This window comes from Aeromonas sp. S8(2024), from assembly GCF_041403085.1.
GTDB classification, from domain to species: Bacteria; Pseudomonadota; Gammaproteobacteria; order Enterobacterales; family Aeromonadaceae; genus Aeromonas; species Aeromonas dhakensis.
Map to the genome: position 1 here is coordinate 96023 of NZ_JBGLRF010000001.1, position 19062 is coordinate 115084.

A 19062-nucleotide genomic window follows, 5' to 3' on the forward strand; every position below is an offset into this window, starting at 1 on the left:
GCTTACTCCCGATAGGCCTGGTTGAAGACGGTGCCGCCAAAGGGCATCAGGGAGAGCCCCTCGATGTCGCTGCGGCTGACCTGGGTACGCAGGGCATGGGCCAGCGGAATGAGCGGCATCTGCTCGTTGAGCAGGGTCTGGGCGTAATAGTAGTTGCGCAGCCGGAACGCCAGCTGGGGCGTGGTCACCGCGTCGTCCAGCAGCTGATCAAATGCCGGGCTGCACCAGCGGCTGTAGTTGTTGCCGCGCTCGACGGCGGCGCAGCTCAGCAGCTGGCGAAAGAAGTTGTCCGGGTCTGCGTTGTCGGCAATCCAGCCGCTGAGCAGACTGTCGTACTGACCCTGGGCGAGGCGGGCCTCGATGACCGGCCACTCCTGCTGCACGATCTTGAGCTTGATGCCGATCTTGGCCAGATCGCTTCGCATCAGCTGGGCGGTCTTGAGGGCATCCGGGTTGTAGGCGCGCGAGCCCGGCTGCACCAGCACCTGCATTTCGAAGCCTTGCGCCAGTCCCGCCTCCTTGAGCAGCTGGCGCGCCCGCTTGAGATCCGGCTGGCGCATCGGCAGGGAGGGGTTGTAACCCCAGGAGAGCGGCGGCAGCAGGCTGTTGGCGGGCTGACCCGTCTCGAAATAGACCGCCTGCAGCAGGTTGTCGATGTTGATGGCGCTGGCGATGGCCTGGCGCACTTGCACCTTGTTGAACGGTGCCTTGCGGGTGTTGAGGGCGAGGAAGGCGACGTTCATGCCGGACTGTACCGCCAGGCTGAGGTCAGGATCCTTGTCGATCACCGACAGCTGGCTGGCGGAGGGGGTGCTCATCACGTCGCACTCGCCGGTCAGCAGCTTGGCCAGCCGCTTGGAGGACTTGGGAGTGATGTCGTAGATGAGCTGCTCAATCTTGGCCTCGCCGCCCCAGTAACCGGGGTGGCGCAGGTAGCGCACGTATTCGTTGTGGCGATACTCCTTGAAGCTGAACGGCCCTGTGCCCACCGGGCGGCTGTCGATGAGCCCCGGGGTACCGGCCTTTTGCAACTGCTCGGCATACTCGGCGGAGAGCACGATGGCGTAGTCGCTGGCCAGGGTGGCGAGGAAGGAAGCATCCGGCCGGTTGAGCTCGAACACGACTTTATCGGCTCCCTTCCGGTAGACCCGCTTGATCAGCTGATCCAGCCCCAGGCTGTAGAAGTAGGGGTATTCGCCGCCGGACACCTCGTGATAGGGGTGCAGCTTGTTGAGCAGCCGCTGCCAGGTGAACACCACGTCGTCGGCGTTGAGGGGGCGGGAGGGGTTGAACCAGGGCGTGTGGTGAAAGGTCACCCCCTGGCGCAGGGTCAGGGTATAGGAGAGGCCATCCTCGCTCACCTGCCAGCGGGTGGCGAGCCCGCCCTCCAGCGCCAGGGTATTGGGGTTCACCTCCAGCAGGCGGTCATAGAGGGGGCGCGAGCTGGCATCCAGGGTCACCCCCGAGTTGGAGACCTGGGGATTGAAGGTCTGGGGCGAGCCTTCCGCACAATAGATGAGTCCCGTTCTGGACGCGTCATCCTGTTTGTGACAACCGGTGAGCAGCACCAGCACACCAAGCAGCAGGGGTTTGAGCATTCTCATTGTCGAACCATGTTTTTATACGAAGTTGCCGGCGACGGGGCCGGCAAGGGGTGGGAGCCGCTCTGGCACGGGCTGCCCGGGTTATTAATCCGCATCGTTGTCACTGTCCAGCAGCTGGTATTTGCGCAGCATGCCGCGGAACTGGTGATAGCTCAGGGCCAGCAGTTGGGCGGCTTTGCGCTGATTATACTGGGATTGCTGCAGTGCTTGCTTGAGTAAATTAATCTCGTAGCCCGCCACCGCCTGTTTGAGGTCCAGCGGCAGGGTGGCAGTGGCCGCGACGGGCGCCGGTTGCGCCTCGCTCGGCAGCGCCGCGGCGGTGTCGGTGCGAGCCAAGGGACGCCAGGGGGAATCGAACGGATTGAGCACCAGCTCGGCCAGCGGCAACTGGGGGTTGCCCTGGCGGTAGATGCTGCGCTCCACCACGTTTTTCAGCTCCCGCACGTTGCCGGGCCAGGGGTAGTCCAGCAGCAGCTGGGTCGCCTTGCGCGAGAAGCCGGCAAACAGCGGATAGCCGAGCTCCCGGGTCATGCCGTGAGCGAAGTGCTCCGCCAGCATCAGAATATCGTCGCGCCGCTCCCGCAGGGGGGGCAGGGTGATGACGTCGAAAGCGAGCCGGTCGAGCAGGTCGTGGCGAAATTGCCCCTTGTCGGCCAGCGCCGGCAGATCCTCGTTGGTGGCGCACACCAGCCGCACATCCACCTTGAGTGCCTTGGCGCCGCCCACCCGTTCAAACTCCCCGTATTCGATGACCCGCAGCAGTTTCTCCTGCACCCGGGCGCTGGTGGTGGCCAGCTCGTCAAGGAAGAGCGTGCCGCCATCGGCCCGCTCGAAGCGACCCTGGTGACGTTTGGCGGCACCGGTGAAGGAGCCCGCCTCGTGGCCGAACAGCTCGGTCTCCAGCAGGCTCTCGCTCAGGGTGGCGCAGTTGACGGTGACAAAGCTTTGATCCCAGCGCGCCGAGAGATAATGTAGGCGGTGGGCGATCAGCTCCTTGCCGGTACCCCGTTCGCCGATGATCAGCACGGGCTTGCGCAGCGGCGCCAGGCGGGAGGCCTGCTCAATGATCTCGAGAAATGCGTTGGATTCCCCCAACAGGCTTTCCGTGGCCGTGGTCATAGTCATCCCCGTGAGTCGGTGAAAGCTGGTCAATCTTACCAAAAATTGGTGATTCTAATCATTACTTGTGTGGCGCCTCTTGAAATGCGATCGAGCAGCCCCATATAAATCAACAAGTTAAATTCTGTTCCAGATTGGCACACAAGTTGCCATTGTCAATGGAGAAACAACGTATGCCAACCACAGGAGTACAATCATGAGTATTTTTTCCCGCCTGGCCGACATCATCAATTCCAACCTGACGGCCCTGCTCGACAAGGCAGAAGATCCCCAGAAGATGGTGCGCCTGATCATCCAGGAGATGGAAGATGAACTGGTGAAGGAGCGCTCCAACTTGGCCCGCTTCCTCGCCAACCAGAAAGAGATCGGCCGCCAGGTCGCCCGCCATCAGGAGCGGGTCGCCGAGTGGCAGGGCAAGGCCGAGCTGGCCCTGAGCAAGGAGCGGGAAGACCTGGCCCGCGCGGCGCTCATCGAGAAGAAGAAGCAGGCCGAGCTGGCCGACTCCCTGTTGCGTGAGCAGCAGGCGGTGGACAGCGGCATCGAGAAGCTGGGGGAGGAGATCCGTCAGCTGGAAGCCAAGCTGGAAGATGCCCGTGCCCGCCAGAAAGCGATGGCCATTCGCACCGAAGCGGCCAGCAGCCGTCTCAACGTGCAGAGCCAGGTTGCCCGTGGCGACAGCCAGGCGGTGGTGAGCAAGTTCGAGCGCATGGAGCGCCGCATCGACGAGATGGAGGCCCGCGCCGATCTGGGGCAGTCCGACAAGGCGCTGGCCCAGCAGTTTGCCGAGCTGGAAGCCGACGATCAGATAAGCAAAGAGCTGGAAGCCATGCGCCAGAAGCTGGGCCAGAGCGACACCACGCCGAAACAGGGAGAGTAACAGATGGAAGATCTGCTGGGTGTGTTGATGGTTCCCATGGTGGTCTTCATGGTAGTGGTGGCCCCCATCTGGCTGGTGCTGCACTACCGCGCCAAGGGGCGCATTGGCGCCGGTCTTGCCGATGGCGAGCGTGAACAGCTGCAGGGCCTGCTGGTGCGTGCCGAGAAGATGCAGGAGCGGGTCGGCGCCCTGGAGTCGATTCTGGATGCGGAAGTCCCGGGTTGGAGGAACAAGGTATGAGCAGCATCAGTCGTGAAGGTCGCAATCTGTACCGGGATCCACAGCGCGGCAAGATAGCCGGGGTCTGTGCCGGTCTGGCAGAGTACTTCGGGGTGGAGACCTGGATCGTGCGACTGCTGGCCATCAGCGGCCTCATCTTCGCCGGTTTCATCACCTTCACCGCCTACGTCGCCGCCTGGTTTCTGCTCGACAAGAAGCCGGTCACCCTCTACGCCCAGGAGGATGCCGACTTTGCCGAGGTGCGGATGAAGGCTCGCAGCTGGCAGGCAGGTGTCACGCCTCATCAGGCCCTTGCCCGCATCGGCCAGGAGCTGGATGCGCTGGAGCCCAGGGTGCAGCGCATCGAGAAGCTGGTGACCTCCAAGGAGTTCACCCTGCAGCGTGAGTTTCGCAACTTGTAAAGCCTGAGCGGTACGATGGCCCCGCCGGCCTGGACTTGCCTCTGATGGCAGGGGAGGCGGGCGGGGATCATGACGAGGGTGGTGCTGCCTGCCACCCGCTTCGCAGGGCAGCTACGGGAGAACAGAACAAGCCTTGATACTCAATAAACTGGAACAGCAATTCAATCGCCTGCAGCACAAGGCAAGCGACGTGGTGAACCGGGTCCGGGATCGCCACATCCGGCTGGCAGTGACCGGCCTCTCTCGCAGCGGCAAGACCGCCTTCATCACGGCGCTGGTCAACCAGCTGGAACACGCGGCCATCGATGGCAGGCTGCCCCTGTGGGATGCCCTGCGCCAGGGGCGCATCCTCGGTGCTCGCCGGGTACCCCAGCAAAATGCCCACATTCCCACCTTCCCCTACGAGCGCGGCCTCGACTCTCTGTTTGGCGATCCGCCGGCCTGGCCGGAGCCGACCCGCGGGGTGGCCGAGGTGCGCCTGGAAATCCGCTATCGCACCCGTCATCCGCTGCGCAAGCACCTGGGGGAGATCTCCACCCTCTACGTGGATCTGGTGGACTACCCCGGGGAGTGGCTGCTCGACTTGCCGCTGCTGGAGATGAGCTACGAGCAGTGGAGCGAGCAGGTGCGCGAGCAGCTGCGCCGCCCCGAGCTGCAGACCCTGGCCGCCGGCTGGCTGGCACCCGAGTGGCAGGCGGATCAGGGTTTCGAGGAGCGGCCGGTGGCCCAGCTCGCCGAGCGCTATACCGATTACCTGCACGCTTGCAAGCGGGAGCTGGGGTTGCACCTGATCCAGCCCGGCCGCTTCGTGCTGCCGGGGGAGTATGTCGGCGCCCCCATGCTGCAGTTCGTGCCCTGGGTGTGGGACAAACCTGCCGGCGAGCCCGCCGAGGGGACTCTCTACGCCACCCTCAAACAGCGCTTCGAGCAGTACAAGCAGCATCTGGTGCAGGGGTTTTATGAGCAGCACTTCGCCGGTTTCGATCGCCAAATCGTGCTGGTGGACTGTCTGCAGCCCCTCAACGCCGGGGCGGCCAGCTTTGGCGACATGCAGCAGGCCATCGCCCGCATCATGGAGAGCTTTGCCTACGGCAAGAGCAACTGGTGGCGGCGGCTCTTCTCACCGCGCATCGACAAGCTGCTGTTCGTGGCGAGCAAGGCCGATCACGTCACCCCGGAGCAGCATGGCTCCATGGTCTCCCTGCTGCAGCACCTGGTGCGCAGCGGCCGCGGCCAGGCCCGTTTTGAAGGGATTGCCACCGAGTGTCTGGCGCTGGCCGCCATCAAGGCGACCGAGGTGGGCAAGGGGGTGGCCGATGGCCGCGAGTTCCCCGCCATCCGTGGCACCAGCCTCTCGGGTGAGCCGCTGTTGCTGTTTCCGGGTGAGGTGCCCTCCCATATTCCGCCAGCGCAGTGGTGGAACAAGCAGGGCTTTGATTTTCAGGCCTTTCGCCCGCTGCCCATGAGCGCCCATCAGGCGCTGCCCCATATCCGGCTCGATGCGGCGCTGGAGTTTCTGCTCAGGGATCACCTCGAATAAGGGTGTGCGGCACAGGTTTGTTGCCTGTGCCGCACCCAGAAGACGGTTTTCAGGAGAAGCGATGAACGATCAGACAAAAGCGCAGCCGCCGCTGCAAGGCAAGGTGATCCTGGAGCCCACCTTGACGACAGCTGACGACCAGCGAGCGCCGGCACCCGCCCAACGGCTGGAGGAGGCGAGCTTCGAGCGCCTCGATGAGCTGGAAGAGCTCACCGAGGTGGAGAGCTCCCTCGTCATCAAGCCGCGCCGCCGTCATCGGCTGCTGGCCTGGGGGCTGGGGGCGGTCGGCCTGCTCTCTCTGGGCCAGTACGGCGCCTTTCTCTACGAGCAGTTTCTCACCACCCCGCTCTGGGGTGGTGCCTGGTTGGCGGCCTCGGCACTGGTGGCGGCGGGCACCGCCGGGGTGGTGGGGCGCGAGTGGCTGCGCCTGCGCACCCTCAAGCGGCGCCAGGATGTGCGCTCGCGGGCCGAGGATCTGCTGGCCCATCAGGGGGTCGGTCAGGGGCAGGGGTTTTGCGAAGGGCTGGCCGAGCGCAGCGGCGACAAGGGGCGCGAGGGATATCAAACCTGGCTGGCCCAGCTCGACGAGAGCCACAACGATCGGGAGGTGTTGACCCTCTACAGCCAGCTGGTGCTCGGTGAGCGCGACAAGCTGGCCCAGGCGCGGGTGGCCAAATGGTCGGGAGAGGCTGCCGTGCTGGTGGCCCTGAGCCCGCTCGCCACCGTCGACATGATGCTGATGCTGTGGCGCAACCTGCGGATGATCGAGGACATCGCCGACGTCTACGCCATCGAGCTCGGCTACTGGAGCCGCATTCGCCTCATCCGTCAGGTGTTTCGCAACATGCTCTACGCCGGCGCCACCGAGCTGGTGACCGAGGTGGGGATGGATTTGCTGGGGGCCGAGCTCACCGCCAAGCTCTCCGCCCGCGCCGCGCAAGGGGTGGGGGCCGGGCTGCTCACTGCCCGCCTCGGCCTGCGCACCATAGAGGCGTGCCGCCCGCTGCCCTGGTGTGCGGACGAGAAACCCAGGCTCGGCGAGCTGCGCAAGCGGCTGATCGGTCAGCTGGCGGGCTACCTCAACAAGGGGTGAGCACCAGGCCAGGGGCTCGATTGTGGTTGTCACAAATTATTTACAATTGTCCACGGCAGCCGACCCCTGGGTCGGCTGCTTTTTTGGGAGGCAAACCGTTACAGTGATCTCATCGCGCAATGGCGCCACACCGCCCGGATGGCGGGTTGCAACCCAGAGGATGGAGTCACCCATGGCAAGTCTCTACACCGCCCACCAGCCGGACGAAGCGGGCACGATCCACTACTCGGACGAGGAGCACGGCACCTGGCAGATCCTGATCGCACGCCAGTTGGCGGCGCTCGAAGGCAAGGCCTGTGACGAGTACCAGGCCGGGCTGGCGCGGCTCGACCTGCCCCGGGATCGGATCCCCCAGCTGGCCCAGGTCAACGCCGTGCTGCAACCGGCCACCGGCTGGTCGGTGGCGGCGGTGCCGGCCCTCATCTCCTTTGACCACTTCTTTGCCCTGCTGGCCAACCGCCAGTTTCCGGTGGCCACCTTCATTCGCCGCCGGGACGAGCTCGACTACCTGCAGGAGCCCGACATCTTTCACGAGATCTTCGGCCATTGCGCCATGCTGACCAACCCCGCCTTCGCCCACTTCACCCATGTTTATGGCCAGCTCGGCCAGCGGGCCGGCAAGGAGGATCGGGTCTTTCTGGCGCGGCTCTACTGGTTCACGGTGGAGTTTGGCCTCCTGGCCACGCCGGAGGGGCTTCGCATCTACGGTGGCGGCATTCTCTCCTCCATCGGCGAGACCGCCTATGCCCTCGGCAGCCAACCTGTGTTGCAACCCTTTGATCCCATCGAGGTGCTGCGCACCCCGTATCGCATCGACATCATGCAGCCCACCTATTTCGTGCTGCCCGAGCTTGACGAGCTCTATCGTCTGGCGGAGCAGGACATCATGGCCATGGTGGCCGAGGCGCGCCGTCTGGGGCTGCGTCCCCCCCGTTTTGCACCGGCCGGCGGCAAGCAGGCGAGCTGAGTCGCCCGCCGGTGTTGATCACCCCTTTCATCGATACACAAGGAGAATCCCATGTCCGAACTGGCCAGCCAGCAGTGTGAAGCGTGCCGCGCCGATGCCCCCAAGGTGAGCGAACAGGAGCTGAGCGAACTGATGCGCCTCATCCCCGACTGGCAGCCGCTGGTGGTAAAAGGTGAGCTGCAGCTGCGGCGCGAATTCACCTTCCGCAACTTCAAGGAGGCGCTCGCCTTCACCAACCGCCTGGGCGAGCTGGCGGAGGCGGAGTTTCATCATCCCGCCATTCTCACCGAGTGGGGGAAGGTGACCGTCAGCTGGTGGACCCACAAAATTGGCGGATTACACCGCAACGACTTCATCATGGCGGCGCGTACGGATGAGCTGCTGAAGTGAAGACGCCCTCACTCACCGAGTGGGCGAGATGGTGACCGCCAGCTGGTGGCCCCGCAAGATAGGTGGCTTGCATCGCAACAACTTCATCATGGCGGCGCGCACGGATGAGCTGCTGAAGTGAAGAGGCCATCACTCACCGACAAGTCGTTCAAATAAACGCCTGTAGATGACGCGGGCCTGCCCGGTGAAAACGGGGCGGGCCCGCATTTTTATGGGCTGGCGCTCGCACTGGCGGGATCGAGTCTGTATTATCCGGTCATTCATAGAGTTAGCTAGGAAGTGTGTCCCGAATGCGTCTTGAAGTCAGCTGTGAAGACCGCCTGGGCCTGACCCGGGAACTGCTCGACCGCCTGGTGGAGCACAACATCGATCTGCGCGGCATCGAAATCGATACCTCAGGCATCATCTATCTCAACTTTCCCGAGCTGGAGTTTCGTGATTTCCAGCACCTGATGCCGGAGATCCGCCGCATTCCCGGCGTCTATGACGTCAAGACCATCCCCTACATGCCCTCCGAGCGGGAGCACCACGAGATTGAGGCGCTGCTCAAGGCGCTGCCGGATCTGGTCTTTTCCCTCGATGCCAAGGGCAAGGTGACCCAGGCCAACCAGTCCGCCCTCACCACCCTGGCCCTGCCGGTGGAGGAGGTGCGCGGCGCGGCGCTCGGCTCCCTGGTCAAGGGCTTCTCCTTCAGCCGCTGGCTGGAGGCGAGCGAGATCCGCCCGCAGACCTGCAAGCTCAGCATCGGCGGCGAGGAGTATCTGGCGGATCTGATGCCGCTGTTCGTTGCCGAGGAGAAGGGCAAGCAGGCCCTGGCCGGCGCCGTGGTGGTGCTCAAGTCCGCCCGCCGGGTTGGCATGCACTTCAGCGCGCTGCACGCGGTGGAAGTGGGGGGCTTTGAACACCTGCAGGCCGAGAGCCAGAAGATGAAACAGGTGCTGGCCCAGGCGAGCAAACTGGCGATGCAGGATGCGCCGCTGCTGATCGTCGGCGAGACCGGCACCGGCAAGGAGCTGCTGGCCCGCGCCTGCCACGGTGCCAGCCTGCGCTCCAGCCACCCCTTCATGGCGCTCAACTGTGCGGCCATGCCAGACAACGTGGCCGAGAGCGAGCTGTTCGGTTACGCCCCCGGCGCCTTTGGCAACAACACCGAGGGCAAGCGTGGGGTACTGGAGCTGGCCAGCGGCGGCACCCTGATGCTGGACGAGATCGGCGACATGTCCCCCCATCTGCAGACCAAGTTCCTGCGGGTGCTGCAGGATGGCGTGTTCCGCCGGGTCGGTGACGAGCAGGAAGTGAAGGTCAACGTGCGCTTCATCTGCACCACCCAGAAGCAGCTGCTGGATCTGGTGCACGAGGGCAAGTTCCGGGAAGATCTCTACTACCGCCTCAACGTGCTGAGTCTGGCGCTGCCGCCGCTGCGCGAGCGCAAGGCGGACATCATGGCGCTGGCCCAACAGTTCGTCTCCCGCTTTGCCAGCGAACTGCAGCGTCCGCGCCCGCGCTTTACCCGCAACATGGCCGAGTACCTGACCGCCTATCGCTGGCCGGGCAACGTGCGCCAGCTGCGCAACTGCCTCTATCGCGCCATGACCTTGCTGGAAGGGGACGAGATTGGCCCTGAGCACGTGGACTTGCCGGTGGCGGCCGACGCCATGCCGCTCATCGACGAGTGGTTCGAAGGGGGGTTGGACGAGGCGGTGAAACGCTTCGAGAGCAGGCTGCTGGAGCGGCTCTACCCGGCGTTCCCCTCCACCCGTCAGCTGGCCAAACGGCTGGGGGTGTCGCACACCGCCATCGCCAACAAACTGCGGGAATACGGGATCAGCAAGAAGTAACCCCATGAATGTAACTTATCGCAGGGCTCACGCCGGGGTGGGCCCTTTTCATTATTGTGACACCAGCCCGGCCAACCCCTTGCTCTGCGGGCTGCGCCTTGTCATGCTGCTGACAAGTTCCATACTATCTCCTGCCGGCTCACCCCCTTCGGGTCTGTGCCCTGTGTGGTTGCTGAGGCGGGTATAAGCGCAGGCATGATGCACTCTTTTTCACTGTTCAGGATCCTTGTCTGGCTGGCGCCCCTGTTTTGCTCGCTGGCCCTCTCCGGCGAGTCGCCCCCGCTCACCGCGGCCGAGCTGCGGTCCGAGCAGGTACGCCAGACCGTGCTCGACATTCTCAGCTATACCCGCTGGCCGAATGAACCGAGCGAGCTGCGCCTGTGCGTGGCGGCGCCGACGGAATACGCCACCGCGCTCTTTTCCATCAAGCAGCAGGCCAACGGCCGACCGGTCAGCGTCCATCGCTACGAAATCGATGACGAGGCGATCGGCCCCCAGTGCGACGTGCTCTATCTGGGGGTGCTCTCCTCCGAGCGGCGCTTGCCGTTGTTTGAACGGCTGCGTGGCTACCCCATCCTCAGCATCAGCGAATCCAGCTCCGAGTGCGTGGCCGACGCCGTCTTCTGCCTGCAGATCGGCAAGGAGCGGATCCGGTTCAGGGTCAATCTGGATGCCCTGGCCAGGAGCGGAGTGCGGGTGCATCCGGCGGTGCTCAAACTGGCCAAGGCCGATGAGGGGGGGTCATGATAGGTCTGTTCCGCCCCCCCTCCCAGCGCCTCACCTTGCGACAGAGTCTGGGACGCACCCACTTGGTGACGTCCCTGACCGCGGTCTGCATGGCCGGTCTGCTGCTGACCGGCATCGCCCTGCTGGCGCTGCGGCTCTATGCGGATCACAACCTGGAGCTGGTCGCCCGCGCCATCGGCTATACCAGCGAAGCGGCCGTGGTGTTCCACGACGAGGAGGCGGCCCGGGAGGCGCTGGAGGCCATCCTCACGCACGAAGACGTGGCGCAGGCCAGCATCTATCTGCCGAGCGGCCAGCTGCTGGCGAGCTGGAGCCGGGCCATGAGCACCCCCTGGTCCGGCCTTGAGCAGTATCTGGCGCGGATCATACTGCCGGGGCCGGTGGATCAGCCCATGATGCGGGGGGGCATGGAGATCGCCCACATCCACCTGGTGGGGCACGGCCAGTATCTGTTGTTGTTCCTGCTGCAAACCCTGCTGGCCATGCTGCTCTGCCTGGTGCTCAGCACCCTGGGGGCCCTCTATGTGGCGCACCGGATGCAACACTCCCTCACGGCGCCACTCAAGGAGCTGGCCCAGGTGGCCCACAGCGTGAGCCGCCAGCGGATCCTCGCCATGCGGGTGCCGGAGGCCAACATCGCCGAGCTGCACGAGCTGGGTCAGGATTTCAACTCCCTGCTCGACGAGCTGGAGGCCTGGCAGGCCCACCAGCGGCGGGAGAATGCCAGCCTGCTGCACCAGGCCACCCACGATGCCTTGACCGGCTTGCCCAATCGTGCTCTGTTTGAGGCTCGTCTGGATCAGGCGGTCATTACGGGCCGGCTGCATGACGAGCGCTTCGCGCTGCTCTACCTCGATTGTGATCGCTTCAAGCAGATCAACGACACCCTGGGCCATGCCGCCGGGGATGACGTGCTGATCGCGCTGGCCAGACGGGTACAACATCAGCTGCGGCCGATGGATCTGGTATGCCGTCTGGGGGGCGACGAGTTTGCCATCCTGCTCACCCCCCTCTCCCTGGTGGAGGAGGCAGAGGATGTGGTTGCCCGCATCCAGCAGGCCATGGCGGACCCCGTGGTACTGGGGGACGGCAGCCAGCTGGTGGCGGCCGTCAGCATTGGCGTCGCGCTGTATCCGGATCAGGGGCAGAGTGCCGCCGATCTGCTGCAGCAGGCGGACCATGCCATGTACCAAGCCAAACGGCTGCGTCGGGAGCTTGCACTCCATGAGCAGCTGGAATTTGATGTCTCTGCTGAGGAAAAATAACAATGAAGATCCATGTCCTGATGAAAACCGGCTTGATCGGTCTGCTGTTGAGCGTGCTGATGGGTTGCCAGAGTGCTCCCCACGGCCTCACGGCAGAGCAGATCGCCGTACTCAAGGAACAAGGCTTTCGCCTGACCGACGAGGGTTGGACTCTGGACTTCTCCAACCGTGTGCTGTTTGCCAACAACGCGGATGCCCTGACCCCCAAGACGCGCGTCGTGGTGGAAAAACTGGGGACGACGCTGCTGGAAGTGGGCTTGAACCGGGCGCGGATCGATGGTCATACCGACTCCAACGGGGCGGCGGACTACAACGATCAGCTCTCCTACAAGCGGGCGCAGTCGGTGGCCGACGTGCTGGTTTCGGTCGGCATGCCGCAGGCCAACCTGGACATCCGGGGCCGTGGCGAGCGCGATCCGATAGCCGACAACAAGACGGCTGCCGGTCGGGCCGAGAACCGCCGCGTGGCGATTGTCATCAGCAATGAATGACACGGTTGTGTAGATACAAAAAGAGCGCCATCAGGCGCTCTTTTTTGTGGCTCGCCGTTATTGCTGCTTGAGCTTCTCGCGGTCGTGATGACTGCGCAGGCGGATGTTGATCATCTCCACCGTCAGCGAGAAGGCCATGGCGAAGTAGATGTAGCCCTTCGGAATGTGCAGATCCATCCCCTCGGCCATCAGTGCAAAGCCCACCAGGGTGAGGAAGGAGAGGGCCAGCATCTTGATGGTGGGGTGGTTGTCGACGAAGTCGCCGATGGCCTTGGCGGCGAACATCATGATGAAGACGGCGATCATGATGGCCAGCACCATGACCGGCACGTGATCCGCCATGCCCACCGCCGTGATGACCGAGTCCAGGCTGAAGACGATGTCGAGGATGGCGATCTGGATCAGGGTGCTGATGAAACCGGAAGCGGCCGTGCTCACGCTCTCGGGCTCGGCGGCCCCCTCCAGGGTAGCGTGGATCTCGTGGGCACTCTTGCCGATGAGGAACAGGCCCCCCAGCAACAGGATGAGATCGCGGCCCGAGATGGCCTCGCCCAGCACGGTGAACAGCGGCTCGGTGAGGCGCATCACCCAGGCCAAGGAGAGCAGCAGCAGGATGCGGGTGCCCATGGCAAGCGCCAGCCCCAGGATCCGCGCCTTCTGGCGCTGGGCTTCCGGCAGACGGCCGACCAGGATGGAGATGAAGATGATGTTGTCGATGCCGAGCACGATCTCGAGCAGGGTCAGGGTGGCGAGCGCGACCCAGGCGGAGGGGTCTGCAATCCATTCCAGCATGATGAAACCTTGGTTGAACTTTGGTTGAGGGTTGAAACCGCGCATTCTAGCAGGGGGTTATGGCTTGTCCCAGTGGCTGGAAAAGATAAAAATGGCGACCATCCAACGGGAGGGACATATGTTTCGTTTAGGACTCATCATCAATCCGGTCGCCGGCATCGGCGGCTCGGTCGGTCTCAAGGGCAGTGACGGCATGGTGGCCGAGGCGCTGGCCCGTGGCGCCGTGCCCAAGGCTTGCGAGCGGGCTCGTCAGGCGCTGCTGCCACTGTGTGAACTGGCGGAGCGCTTCGAGCTGCTGACGGTGGCGGGGGAGATGGGGGCCGGGCTTGCCGGCGAGCTCGGTCTGCCCTGTCGCATCGTCTACCAGCCCGCCACTGTGCCCACCACGGCGGCCGATACCCGCGCGGCGGCGCTGGCGCTGCGCGAGGCCGGCGTCGATCTGCTGCTGTTTGCCGGCGGTGACGGCACGGCGCGCGACATCTGTGCGGCGGTGGGGGAGTCGTGCCATGTGCTGGGGATCCCGGCCGGCTGCAAGATCCACTCAGGGGTGTACGGGGTGACCCCCGCCGCCAGCGGCCGGGTGGCGGCCAGAATGATCGCAGGCGAACTGCTGAGCCTGGTGGATGCCGAGGTGATGGACATCGACGAGGAGGCGTTTCGCGCCGGCAAGGTGCGTGCCCGCCACTATGGCCAGCTGCAGGTGCCCGGCGATCTGCGCTACGTGCAGGCGGTCAAGCAGGGGGGACGGGAGTCCGAAGAGCTGGTGCTGGCGGACATCGCCGCCGGTGTGGTCGAGCAGATGGAGCCCGATACCCTCTATCTGATGGGCTCCGGCAGCACGGTGGCGGCCTGCATGACAGAGCTGGGTCTGGAAAATACCCTGCTCGGTGTGGATCTGGTGGAAAATGGCCAGCTTATCGGGCAGGATCTCTGCGCCGCCGAGATCCTGACCCGGATCCGCGGTCGTCGCTGCCGGCTGATCATCACCCTGATCGGCGGTCAGGGACATCTGTTCGGGCGCGGAAATCAGCAACTGAGTCCAGAGGTGATCCGGGCCGTCGGGCGGGACCAGATCCAGGTCCTGGCCACCAAAGCCAAGCTGGCAGCCCTCGCTGGCCGTCCGCTGCTGGTGGATACCGATGATCCGGCGCTGAACCGGTCGTTAAGTGGTTATCTGCGGATCACCACGGGATACAAGGATCAGGTCATCTACCCGGTGGCCAACCCGGAATAGGACATCAAGGATGCGGCTGGCCTGGCGCCAGAGAGCCGCGATCAACCGGATCGCGGTTCCACTCCCCCGAATTATTTTGCCGGCAATCCCGGAAAATGAGGCTGCGTTAAATGACGATTCATGAATTTGAGCACAAGTTGTTGGGACTGATAGACAGCATGGTGGCCACGGCGACCGATGACGAGCTGTTTGCCGGGGGCTACCTGCGCGGCCACATCTCGCTGGCGGTGGCGCGGGCCGAGCTGGAAGGCAAGACCCTGGTGCGGGATGTAAAGAGCTATGTGCTGCGCAGCCTGAACGAGGCCATTTTGCAGGGTGAACTCTCGGAAGAGGATGAGAAGCTGGTGCAGGCGATGTGGATTCGTTTGCAACAACAGGCAGAAGCTTGATCGGTTACACAGTTCAAACAGAAGTTTAAGTTTATTCTTCCCTGAGGTTAGTGAAAGGTTAATAATAAGTTTCGCCTTTTGTTTCAGGGATTAAACTATGGCTTCCTCCTCGCGTATTGCCAATAAACTGCCGCTCGAAATGCTCTATCACTGGGAGCGGCAGTCTCCTGACAGAGTCTATCTGCGTCAAACCATCAACCGAGAATACGTGGACTTCACCTGGGGCGAAGTGGCCGATGAGGCCCGCCGCATGGTGACGGCACTGCGTCAACTGGGGCTGGTGGCCGGCGACAAGGTGGCGCTGCTCTCCAAGAACTGCGCCCAGTGGTTCATCGCCGATCTCGCCATGCAGATGGGGCAGTACGTGAGCGTCCCCATCTACCCCACCGCCAACGTCGACACCATCGAATACGTGCTGCGCCACAGCGAGGCCAAGGCCATTTTCGTCGGCAAGCTCGATGACTGGAAGAGCCAGGAGGCGGGGGTGCCTGCCGATCTGCTGCGCATCGCCTTTCCCTATGACACCATGCCGGCGGCCCACCAGTGGGACGAACTGCTGGATCGCCACGAGCCGATCCCGGACAGCCCGGTGCAGGCGCCGGACGCCCTGCTGAGCCTGGTCTACACCTCCGGCAGCACCGGCAAGCCGAAAGGGGCCATGCTGAGCGTCGAACGTTACGCCTGGTCGTGCGAGAAGCTGGTGGAGACGGTGGGCCTGACCCAGTCCGACCGCGGTTTCTCCTATCTGCCGCTTGCCCACATCACAGAGCGGGTCTACATCTACGGCGGCAGCCTCTACGGCGGCGCCACCATCGCCTTCCCCGAGTCCCTCGATACCTTCATCGAGGACGTCAAACGCTGCCGTCCCACCGTGTTCATCTCGGTGCCGCGGCTGTGGGCCATGTTCCGTATCAAGATCCTCGAGAAGCTGCCCCAGCAGAAGCTGGCGCTGCTGCTCAAGATCCCCTTAGTCTCGGGCCTCATCAAGCGCAAGCTGCAAAAGGGGTTGGGGCTGGATCAGGCGCGGGTGCTGGGCTGCGGCTCGGCGCCGGTGTCGCCGGCCCTGCTTGAGTGGTACCTGAGCATCGGCCTTCAGGTGACCGAAGCCTGGGGCATGACCGAAAACCACGCTTACTCCACCATCAACTACCCGTTCAGGGCCGACAAGATAGGCACGGTCGGCAAGGCGGGGATCGGGGTCAACATCAAGATCTCAGACGAGGGGGAGATCCTCTGTCGCTGCGAGGGCATGATGCTGGGCTACTACAAGGATCCCGAGCACAGCCGCGAGGCCATCGATGAAGAGGGCTGGCTGCACACCGGCGATATGGGCAAGCTGGATCGGGAGGGTTACCTCACCATCACCGGCCGCATGAAGGACGTGTTCAAGACCGCCAAGGGCAAGTATGTGGCGCCGGTGCCCATCGAAGGGCTGCTGGGCCAGGAGCCCATCATCGAGCAGCTGTGCGTGATCGGCTACGGCATGCCGCAGCCGGTGGCGCTGGTACAGCTGGCGGAGAGCGCCATGAAGGGGGATCGCAATCAGGTCAATGCCCAGCTGGAGGCGGCCCGCAACCGGGTCAACGAGCAGCTGGAGTCCCATGCCAGAATTCGCGGCATCCTGGTGGTGAAGACCCCCTGGAACATCGAGAACGGGGTGCTGACGCCCACCATGAAGATCCGCCGCCACCTGCTGGAGCAGAAGTACGCGAACTTGGGTGATGCCTGGTCCTCCTCCCAGAGCATCGTCTGGGAGTCATGACAGGGGATCAGCTGATCACCACAAAACAACAAGGGGAGCCACTGGCTCCCCTTGTTGTTTCAGGCCATGGCCGATCAGACCGCCTGATACTCCAGTTCGACCGAACCGAGCGCCTTGAGGGTGGCGCGGGCGGAGTCCTGCTGGCTGATCTGGCCATCCTTGCTCTCCAGCAGCACGGCGCGGCGGATGGTGGCGAGATCCTCGCCGCCCAGCACCGCATGGGCACAGGCCATCTGCATCGGTGGCAGGCTGGGGTTGAAGGCGGCGTTTTCGGCGTAGCGGCCGCAGAAGATGCGCCCGTCGGCGAACTGCAGTGCCACTGCGGCATAACCCTGGCTGTAGGGGGCGTAGCTCTGGCGGGCGGCGGCCAGCGCGGCCTGCCACAGCGGATCCTCGCTCTCAAGCTGGAGCTCGTCGTGGGACTGCGGGCTCATCAGGGCGTCCGTGATGTCCAGATCCGCCGGGCCGAACGAGTGGGGCAGGAAGGATTGCAGCGCGCTCAAGTCGTCCGGCAGGGAGACCTTGAGGGTCTTGGCGGTGCTCAGCTCGTTCATGAACTGGCGGCAGTGACCGCAGGGGGTGTAGTTGACGGTGATCTCGGAGATGCCGGTCTCGCCGCCCAGCCAGGCGTTGGAGATGGCGGACTGCTCGGCATGCACCGAGTGGAACAGTCCCTGGCCGGCGAACTCCATGTTGGCGCCGAAATACCAGTTGCCGCTCAGGCCGCAGGCGATGGCGCCGACGAAGAACTTGGAGATGGGCGCCACCGAGCAGGCGGCGGCCAGCGGCAGCAGGGCCAGGCGCAGGGCGCGATCGTCAAGACCGGTAGCGGCTTTCAGGGTCGCGACCTGATCAGCGGTGAAGCGGGCCTGGAAATCATCACCCAGCATGGGCAGCAGGGCTGCCTTGAGCGGAGCGGACAGGGTATCGAGTGGCTTGGCAAAACGGGGATGCATAGTGTGTCCTCAAAGGCCAATTGGGGGGCCATTGTAGGGAGCAAGCTCGGCTAAATGTGTGAGCGTGCTCACGCCCTGACGGGCAAACGGAGGGGGATGTTAATGGAAACGTTTGTCTTGTGCAAATTGTGCGGCAGGTCGCACATCGGCGGGCCCGCAGGCCCGCCGCAGCGGAAAAGGGTGCGCTTCAGCTCAACCAGTGGTAAATGGCAAACAGCAGGGGCGCCACGGCGGCGGTGAGGATGCCGCACACCACCATGGCCAGCGAGGCAAAGGCACCCTGGGTGATGCCCTGCTCGGCGGAGGTGGCGGTGCCGATGGCGTGGGCGCAGGCCCCCATGGCCAGCCCCTGTGCTTCGGGGTCGGTGACCCGCATCAGCCTGAGCAGGGGGAAGCCCACCAGGGCGCCGACGATCCCGACTACCACCACCACGGCGGCGGCGATGGCAGGAATGCCGCCGAGGGACTGGCTGACGCTCATGGCGAGCGGGGTGGTGATGGATTTGGTGGCGAGCGAGGCCAGCAGTGCCGGATCGGCGCCCATGAAATGACCGACTGCCAGGGTAGTGCAGACCGAGATCAGGACCGAGCTCAGGGTGCAGATCAGGATGGGTTTGAGCCTGGCCTGGATCTGGCGGGCCTGCTGATAGAGGGGCAGCGCCAGCGCCACCACCGCCGGCTCCAGCAGCGCCGTGATGGGGCGGGTGCCGCTCTCGTACTGCTCTAGCGGCAGATCGAACCAGAGCAGCAGGCCGATGATGACGGCGGTGGGCACCAGCACCGGGTTGATGATGGGCCAGGGCAGCTTGCGATAGAGGGCCCGGGTGGCGAAGTAGAGCGCCAGGGTCAAGGGAATGGCCAGCCAGAAGATCATCTGTTCATCCTCTGGTAGAGACGGCCGACGGTGCCGAGGATCAGCACGATCCCGAGCACGATGCAGAGCATGATGAGACCGAAGGATTGGCGCAGCGGCTCCAGCCAGGCCACCAGCCCGACCGCCACCGGCACGAACAAGACCCCCATGTGGCGCAGCAGCAGGCCGGCGCCCTGCTCGACCCAGTGCAGTTTCACCAGTTGCAGGGAGAGCAGCACGAACAGCAGCAGCATGCCGATGATGCTGCCGGGAAAGGTGAACGGCAGGATGGCTGCCAGGGTTTTGCCCGCCAGCAGGCAGGCGACGATGACCAGAAAGTCACGAAGGTACAGCAAGGCACGTTGCGCGATCACAGGAGCCCCATCTTGGTAACGGTGAAGTAAGGAATACGCCAGTCTACCAGAGAGACAGGGTCGCGGCATTAAAACAATAACAGCTGAAATCAGTTCGTTTGAGGCTGATTTCATTGAAGATTTTCAGATA

20 protein-coding genes are annotated in these 19062 nt (G+C 64.0%); 14 read left to right on the forward strand and 6 right to left on the reverse strand.

What is annotated here, in order from left to right:
* Positions 1-2 precede the first annotated feature (2 nt).
* The gene (sapA, locus tag ACB031_RS00435; RefSeq protein ID WP_017782738.1) at positions 3-1598 is read right to left on the reverse strand and encodes an ABC transporter substrate-binding protein SapA; all 1596 of its coding nucleotides are present in this window, start codon (positions 1596-1598) and stop codon (positions 3-5) included.
* A 90-nt stretch (positions 1599-1688) separates the two neighbouring features.
* Positions 1689-2723, reverse strand: a complete 1035-nt coding sequence (gene pspF / locus ACB031_RS00440) for a phage shock protein operon transcriptional activator (protein WP_042050964.1) — start codon at positions 2721-2723, stop codon at positions 1689-1691.
* 196 nt (positions 2724-2919) lie between these two features.
* Between pspF and pspA the strand changes: the two genes are divergently transcribed.
* From pspA to ACB031_RS00495, 11 genes are all read left to right on the forward strand, one after another.
* Positions 2920-3600, forward strand: coding sequence for a phage shock protein PspA (gene pspA, locus ACB031_RS00445; RefSeq protein ID WP_005300077.1), 681 nt, complete (start codon positions 2920-2922; stop codon positions 3598-3600).
* Between the two features lie 3 nt (positions 3601-3603).
* On the forward strand, positions 3604-3840 hold the full coding sequence (gene pspB / locus ACB031_RS00450) for an envelope stress response membrane protein PspB (RefSeq protein ID WP_005300084.1): 237 nt from the start codon (positions 3604-3606) through the stop codon (positions 3838-3840).
* Positions 3837-4241: an envelope stress response membrane protein PspC gene (gene pspC, locus ACB031_RS00455; protein ID WP_024941345.1), complete on the forward strand. Its 405-nt coding sequence runs from the start codon at positions 3837-3839 to the stop codon at positions 4239-4241. The genes pspB and pspC overlap by 4 nt, the downstream gene beginning before the upstream one ends.
* Before the next feature lie 133 nt (positions 4242-4374).
* Positions 4375-5781, forward strand: coding sequence for a YcjX family protein (locus ACB031_RS00460; protein WP_371138797.1), 1407 nt, complete (start codon positions 4375-4377; stop codon positions 5779-5781).
* A 61-nt stretch (positions 5782-5842) separates the two neighbouring features.
* Entirely contained in the window at positions 5843-6874 is a 1032-nt protein-coding gene (locus ACB031_RS00465; RefSeq protein ID WP_139752648.1) for a YcjF family protein, read from the forward strand.
* Positions 6875-7046: 172 nt separating this feature from the next.
* Entirely contained in the window at positions 7047-7841 is a 795-nt protein-coding gene (gene phhA, locus ACB031_RS00470; protein ID WP_371138798.1) for a phenylalanine 4-monooxygenase, read from the forward strand.
* Positions 7842-7892: 51 nt separating this feature from the next.
* Complete coding sequence (locus ACB031_RS00475) at positions 7893-8231, forward strand: 4a-hydroxytetrahydrobiopterin dehydratase (protein ID WP_005300093.1); 339 nt, start codon at positions 7893-7895, stop codon at positions 8229-8231.
* A gap of 290 nt (positions 8232-8521) precedes the next feature.
* Positions 8522-10069, forward strand: a complete 1548-nt coding sequence (gene tyrR, locus ACB031_RS00480; protein WP_010634201.1) for a transcriptional regulator TyrR — start codon at positions 8522-8524, stop codon at positions 10067-10069.
* Between the two features lie 195 nt (positions 10070-10264).
* Positions 10265-10816, forward strand: a complete 552-nt coding sequence (locus ACB031_RS00485) for a YfiR family protein (RefSeq protein WP_371138799.1) — start codon at positions 10265-10267, stop codon at positions 10814-10816.
* Complete coding sequence (locus tag ACB031_RS00490; protein ID WP_274437140.1) at positions 10813-12081, forward strand: diguanylate cyclase domain-containing protein; 1269 nt, start codon at positions 10813-10815, stop codon at positions 12079-12081. The genes ACB031_RS00485 and ACB031_RS00490 overlap by 4 nt, the downstream gene beginning before the upstream one ends.
* Positions 12082-12083: 2 nt before the next feature.
* Positions 12084-12572 carry an OmpA family protein gene (locus tag ACB031_RS00495; RefSeq protein ID WP_005300102.1) on the forward strand — a complete coding sequence of 163 codons (489 nt, stop codon included), beginning with the start codon at positions 12084-12086 and terminating at the stop codon, positions 12570-12572.
* Between the two features lie 57 nt (positions 12573-12629).
* Here the strand turns inward: ACB031_RS00495 and ACB031_RS00500 are convergent, their stop codons facing one another.
* Positions 12630-13364, reverse strand: coding sequence for a TerC family protein (locus tag ACB031_RS00500; protein ID WP_371138800.1), 735 nt, complete (start codon positions 13362-13364; stop codon positions 12630-12632).
* A 118-nt stretch (positions 13365-13482) separates the two neighbouring features.
* Between ACB031_RS00500 and ACB031_RS00505 the strand changes: the two genes are divergently transcribed.
* The 3 genes from ACB031_RS00505 to ACB031_RS00515 all read left to right on the forward strand — a co-directional run bounded on the left by ACB031_RS00505 (position 13483) and on the right by ACB031_RS00515 (position 16749).
* Positions 13483-14598: an ATP-NAD kinase family protein gene (locus ACB031_RS00505; protein WP_371138801.1), complete on the forward strand. Its 1116-nt coding sequence runs from the start codon at positions 13483-13485 to the stop codon at positions 14596-14598.
* A gap of 110 nt (positions 14599-14708) precedes the next feature.
* Positions 14709-14987, forward strand: a complete 279-nt coding sequence (locus ACB031_RS00510; protein ID WP_005300108.1) for a YfcL family protein — start codon at positions 14709-14711, stop codon at positions 14985-14987.
* Between the two features lie 97 nt (positions 14988-15084).
* A complete protein-coding gene (locus ACB031_RS00515) occupies positions 15085-16749 on the forward strand; it encodes an AMP-binding protein (RefSeq protein ID WP_268028804.1) in 1665 nt (554 codons plus the stop codon).
* 74 nt (positions 16750-16823) lie between these two features.
* On the opposite strand, the gene cdd is transcribed toward ACB031_RS00515, so the two are convergent.
* The 3 genes from cdd to ACB031_RS00530 all read right to left on the reverse strand — a co-directional run bounded on the left by cdd (position 16824) and on the right by ACB031_RS00530 (position 18932).
* A complete protein-coding gene (cdd, locus tag ACB031_RS00520) occupies positions 16824-17705 on the reverse strand; it encodes a cytidine deaminase (protein WP_042007764.1) in 882 nt (293 codons plus the stop codon).
* A 187-nt stretch (positions 17706-17892) separates the two neighbouring features.
* The gene (locus ACB031_RS00525; RefSeq protein ID WP_010634194.1) at positions 17893-18579 is read right to left on the reverse strand and encodes an LrgB family protein; all 687 of its coding nucleotides are present in this window, start codon (positions 18577-18579) and stop codon (positions 17893-17895) included.
* On the reverse strand, positions 18576-18932 hold the full coding sequence (locus ACB031_RS00530) for a CidA/LrgA family protein (RefSeq protein ID WP_211050716.1): 357 nt from the start codon (positions 18930-18932) through the stop codon (positions 18576-18578). The genes ACB031_RS00525 and ACB031_RS00530 overlap by 4 nt, the downstream gene beginning before the upstream one ends.
* Positions 18933-19062: the final 130 nt, after the last annotated feature.

Coding starts and splice junctions, on each gene's coding strand:
- sapA (WP_017782738.1), bottom strand. CDS start 1,598: ATGCTCAAACCCCTGCTGCTTGGTGTGCTGGTGCTGCTCACCGGTTGT.
- pspF (WP_042050964.1), bottom strand. CDS start 2,723: ATGACCACGGCCACGGAAAGCCTGTTGGGGGAATCCAACGCATTTCTC.
- pspA (WP_005300077.1), top strand. CDS start 2,920: ATGAGTATTTTTTCCCGCCTGGCCGACATCATCAATTCCAACCTGACG.
- pspB (WP_005300084.1), top strand. CDS start 3,604: ATGGAAGATCTGCTGGGTGTGTTGATGGTTCCCATGGTGGTCTTCATG.
- pspC (WP_024941345.1), top strand. CDS start 3,837: ATGAGCAGCATCAGTCGTGAAGGTCGCAATCTGTACCGGGATCCACAG.
- ACB031_RS00465 (WP_139752648.1), top strand. CDS start 5,843: ATGAACGATCAGACAAAAGCGCAGCCGCCGCTGCAAGGCAAGGTGATC.
- phhA (WP_371138798.1), top strand. CDS start 7,047: ATGGCAAGTCTCTACACCGCCCACCAGCCGGACGAAGCGGGCACGATC.
- ACB031_RS00475 (WP_005300093.1), top strand. CDS start 7,893: ATGTCCGAACTGGCCAGCCAGCAGTGTGAAGCGTGCCGCGCCGATGCC.
- tyrR (WP_010634201.1), top strand. CDS start 8,522: ATGCGTCTTGAAGTCAGCTGTGAAGACCGCCTGGGCCTGACCCGGGAA.
- ACB031_RS00485 (WP_371138799.1), top strand. CDS start 10,265: ATGATGCACTCTTTTTCACTGTTCAGGATCCTTGTCTGGCTGGCGCCC.
- ACB031_RS00490 (WP_274437140.1), top strand. CDS start 10,813: ATGATAGGTCTGTTCCGCCCCCCCTCCCAGCGCCTCACCTTGCGACAG.
- ACB031_RS00495 (WP_005300102.1), top strand. CDS start 12,084: ATGAAGATCCATGTCCTGATGAAAACCGGCTTGATCGGTCTGCTGTTG.
- ACB031_RS00500 (WP_371138800.1), bottom strand. CDS start 13,364: ATGCTGGAATGGATTGCAGACCCCTCCGCCTGGGTCGCGCTCGCCACC.
- ACB031_RS00505 (WP_371138801.1), top strand. CDS start 13,483: ATGTTTCGTTTAGGACTCATCATCAATCCGGTCGCCGGCATCGGCGGC.
- ACB031_RS00510 (WP_005300108.1), top strand. CDS start 14,709: ATGACGATTCATGAATTTGAGCACAAGTTGTTGGGACTGATAGACAGC.
- ACB031_RS00515 (WP_268028804.1), top strand. CDS start 15,085: ATGGCTTCCTCCTCGCGTATTGCCAATAAACTGCCGCTCGAAATGCTC.
- cdd (WP_042007764.1), bottom strand. CDS start 17,705: ATGCATCCCCGTTTTGCCAAGCCACTCGATACCCTGTCCGCTCCGCTC.
- ACB031_RS00525 (WP_010634194.1), bottom strand. CDS start 18,579: ATGATCTTCTGGCTGGCCATTCCCTTGACCCTGGCGCTCTACTTCGCC.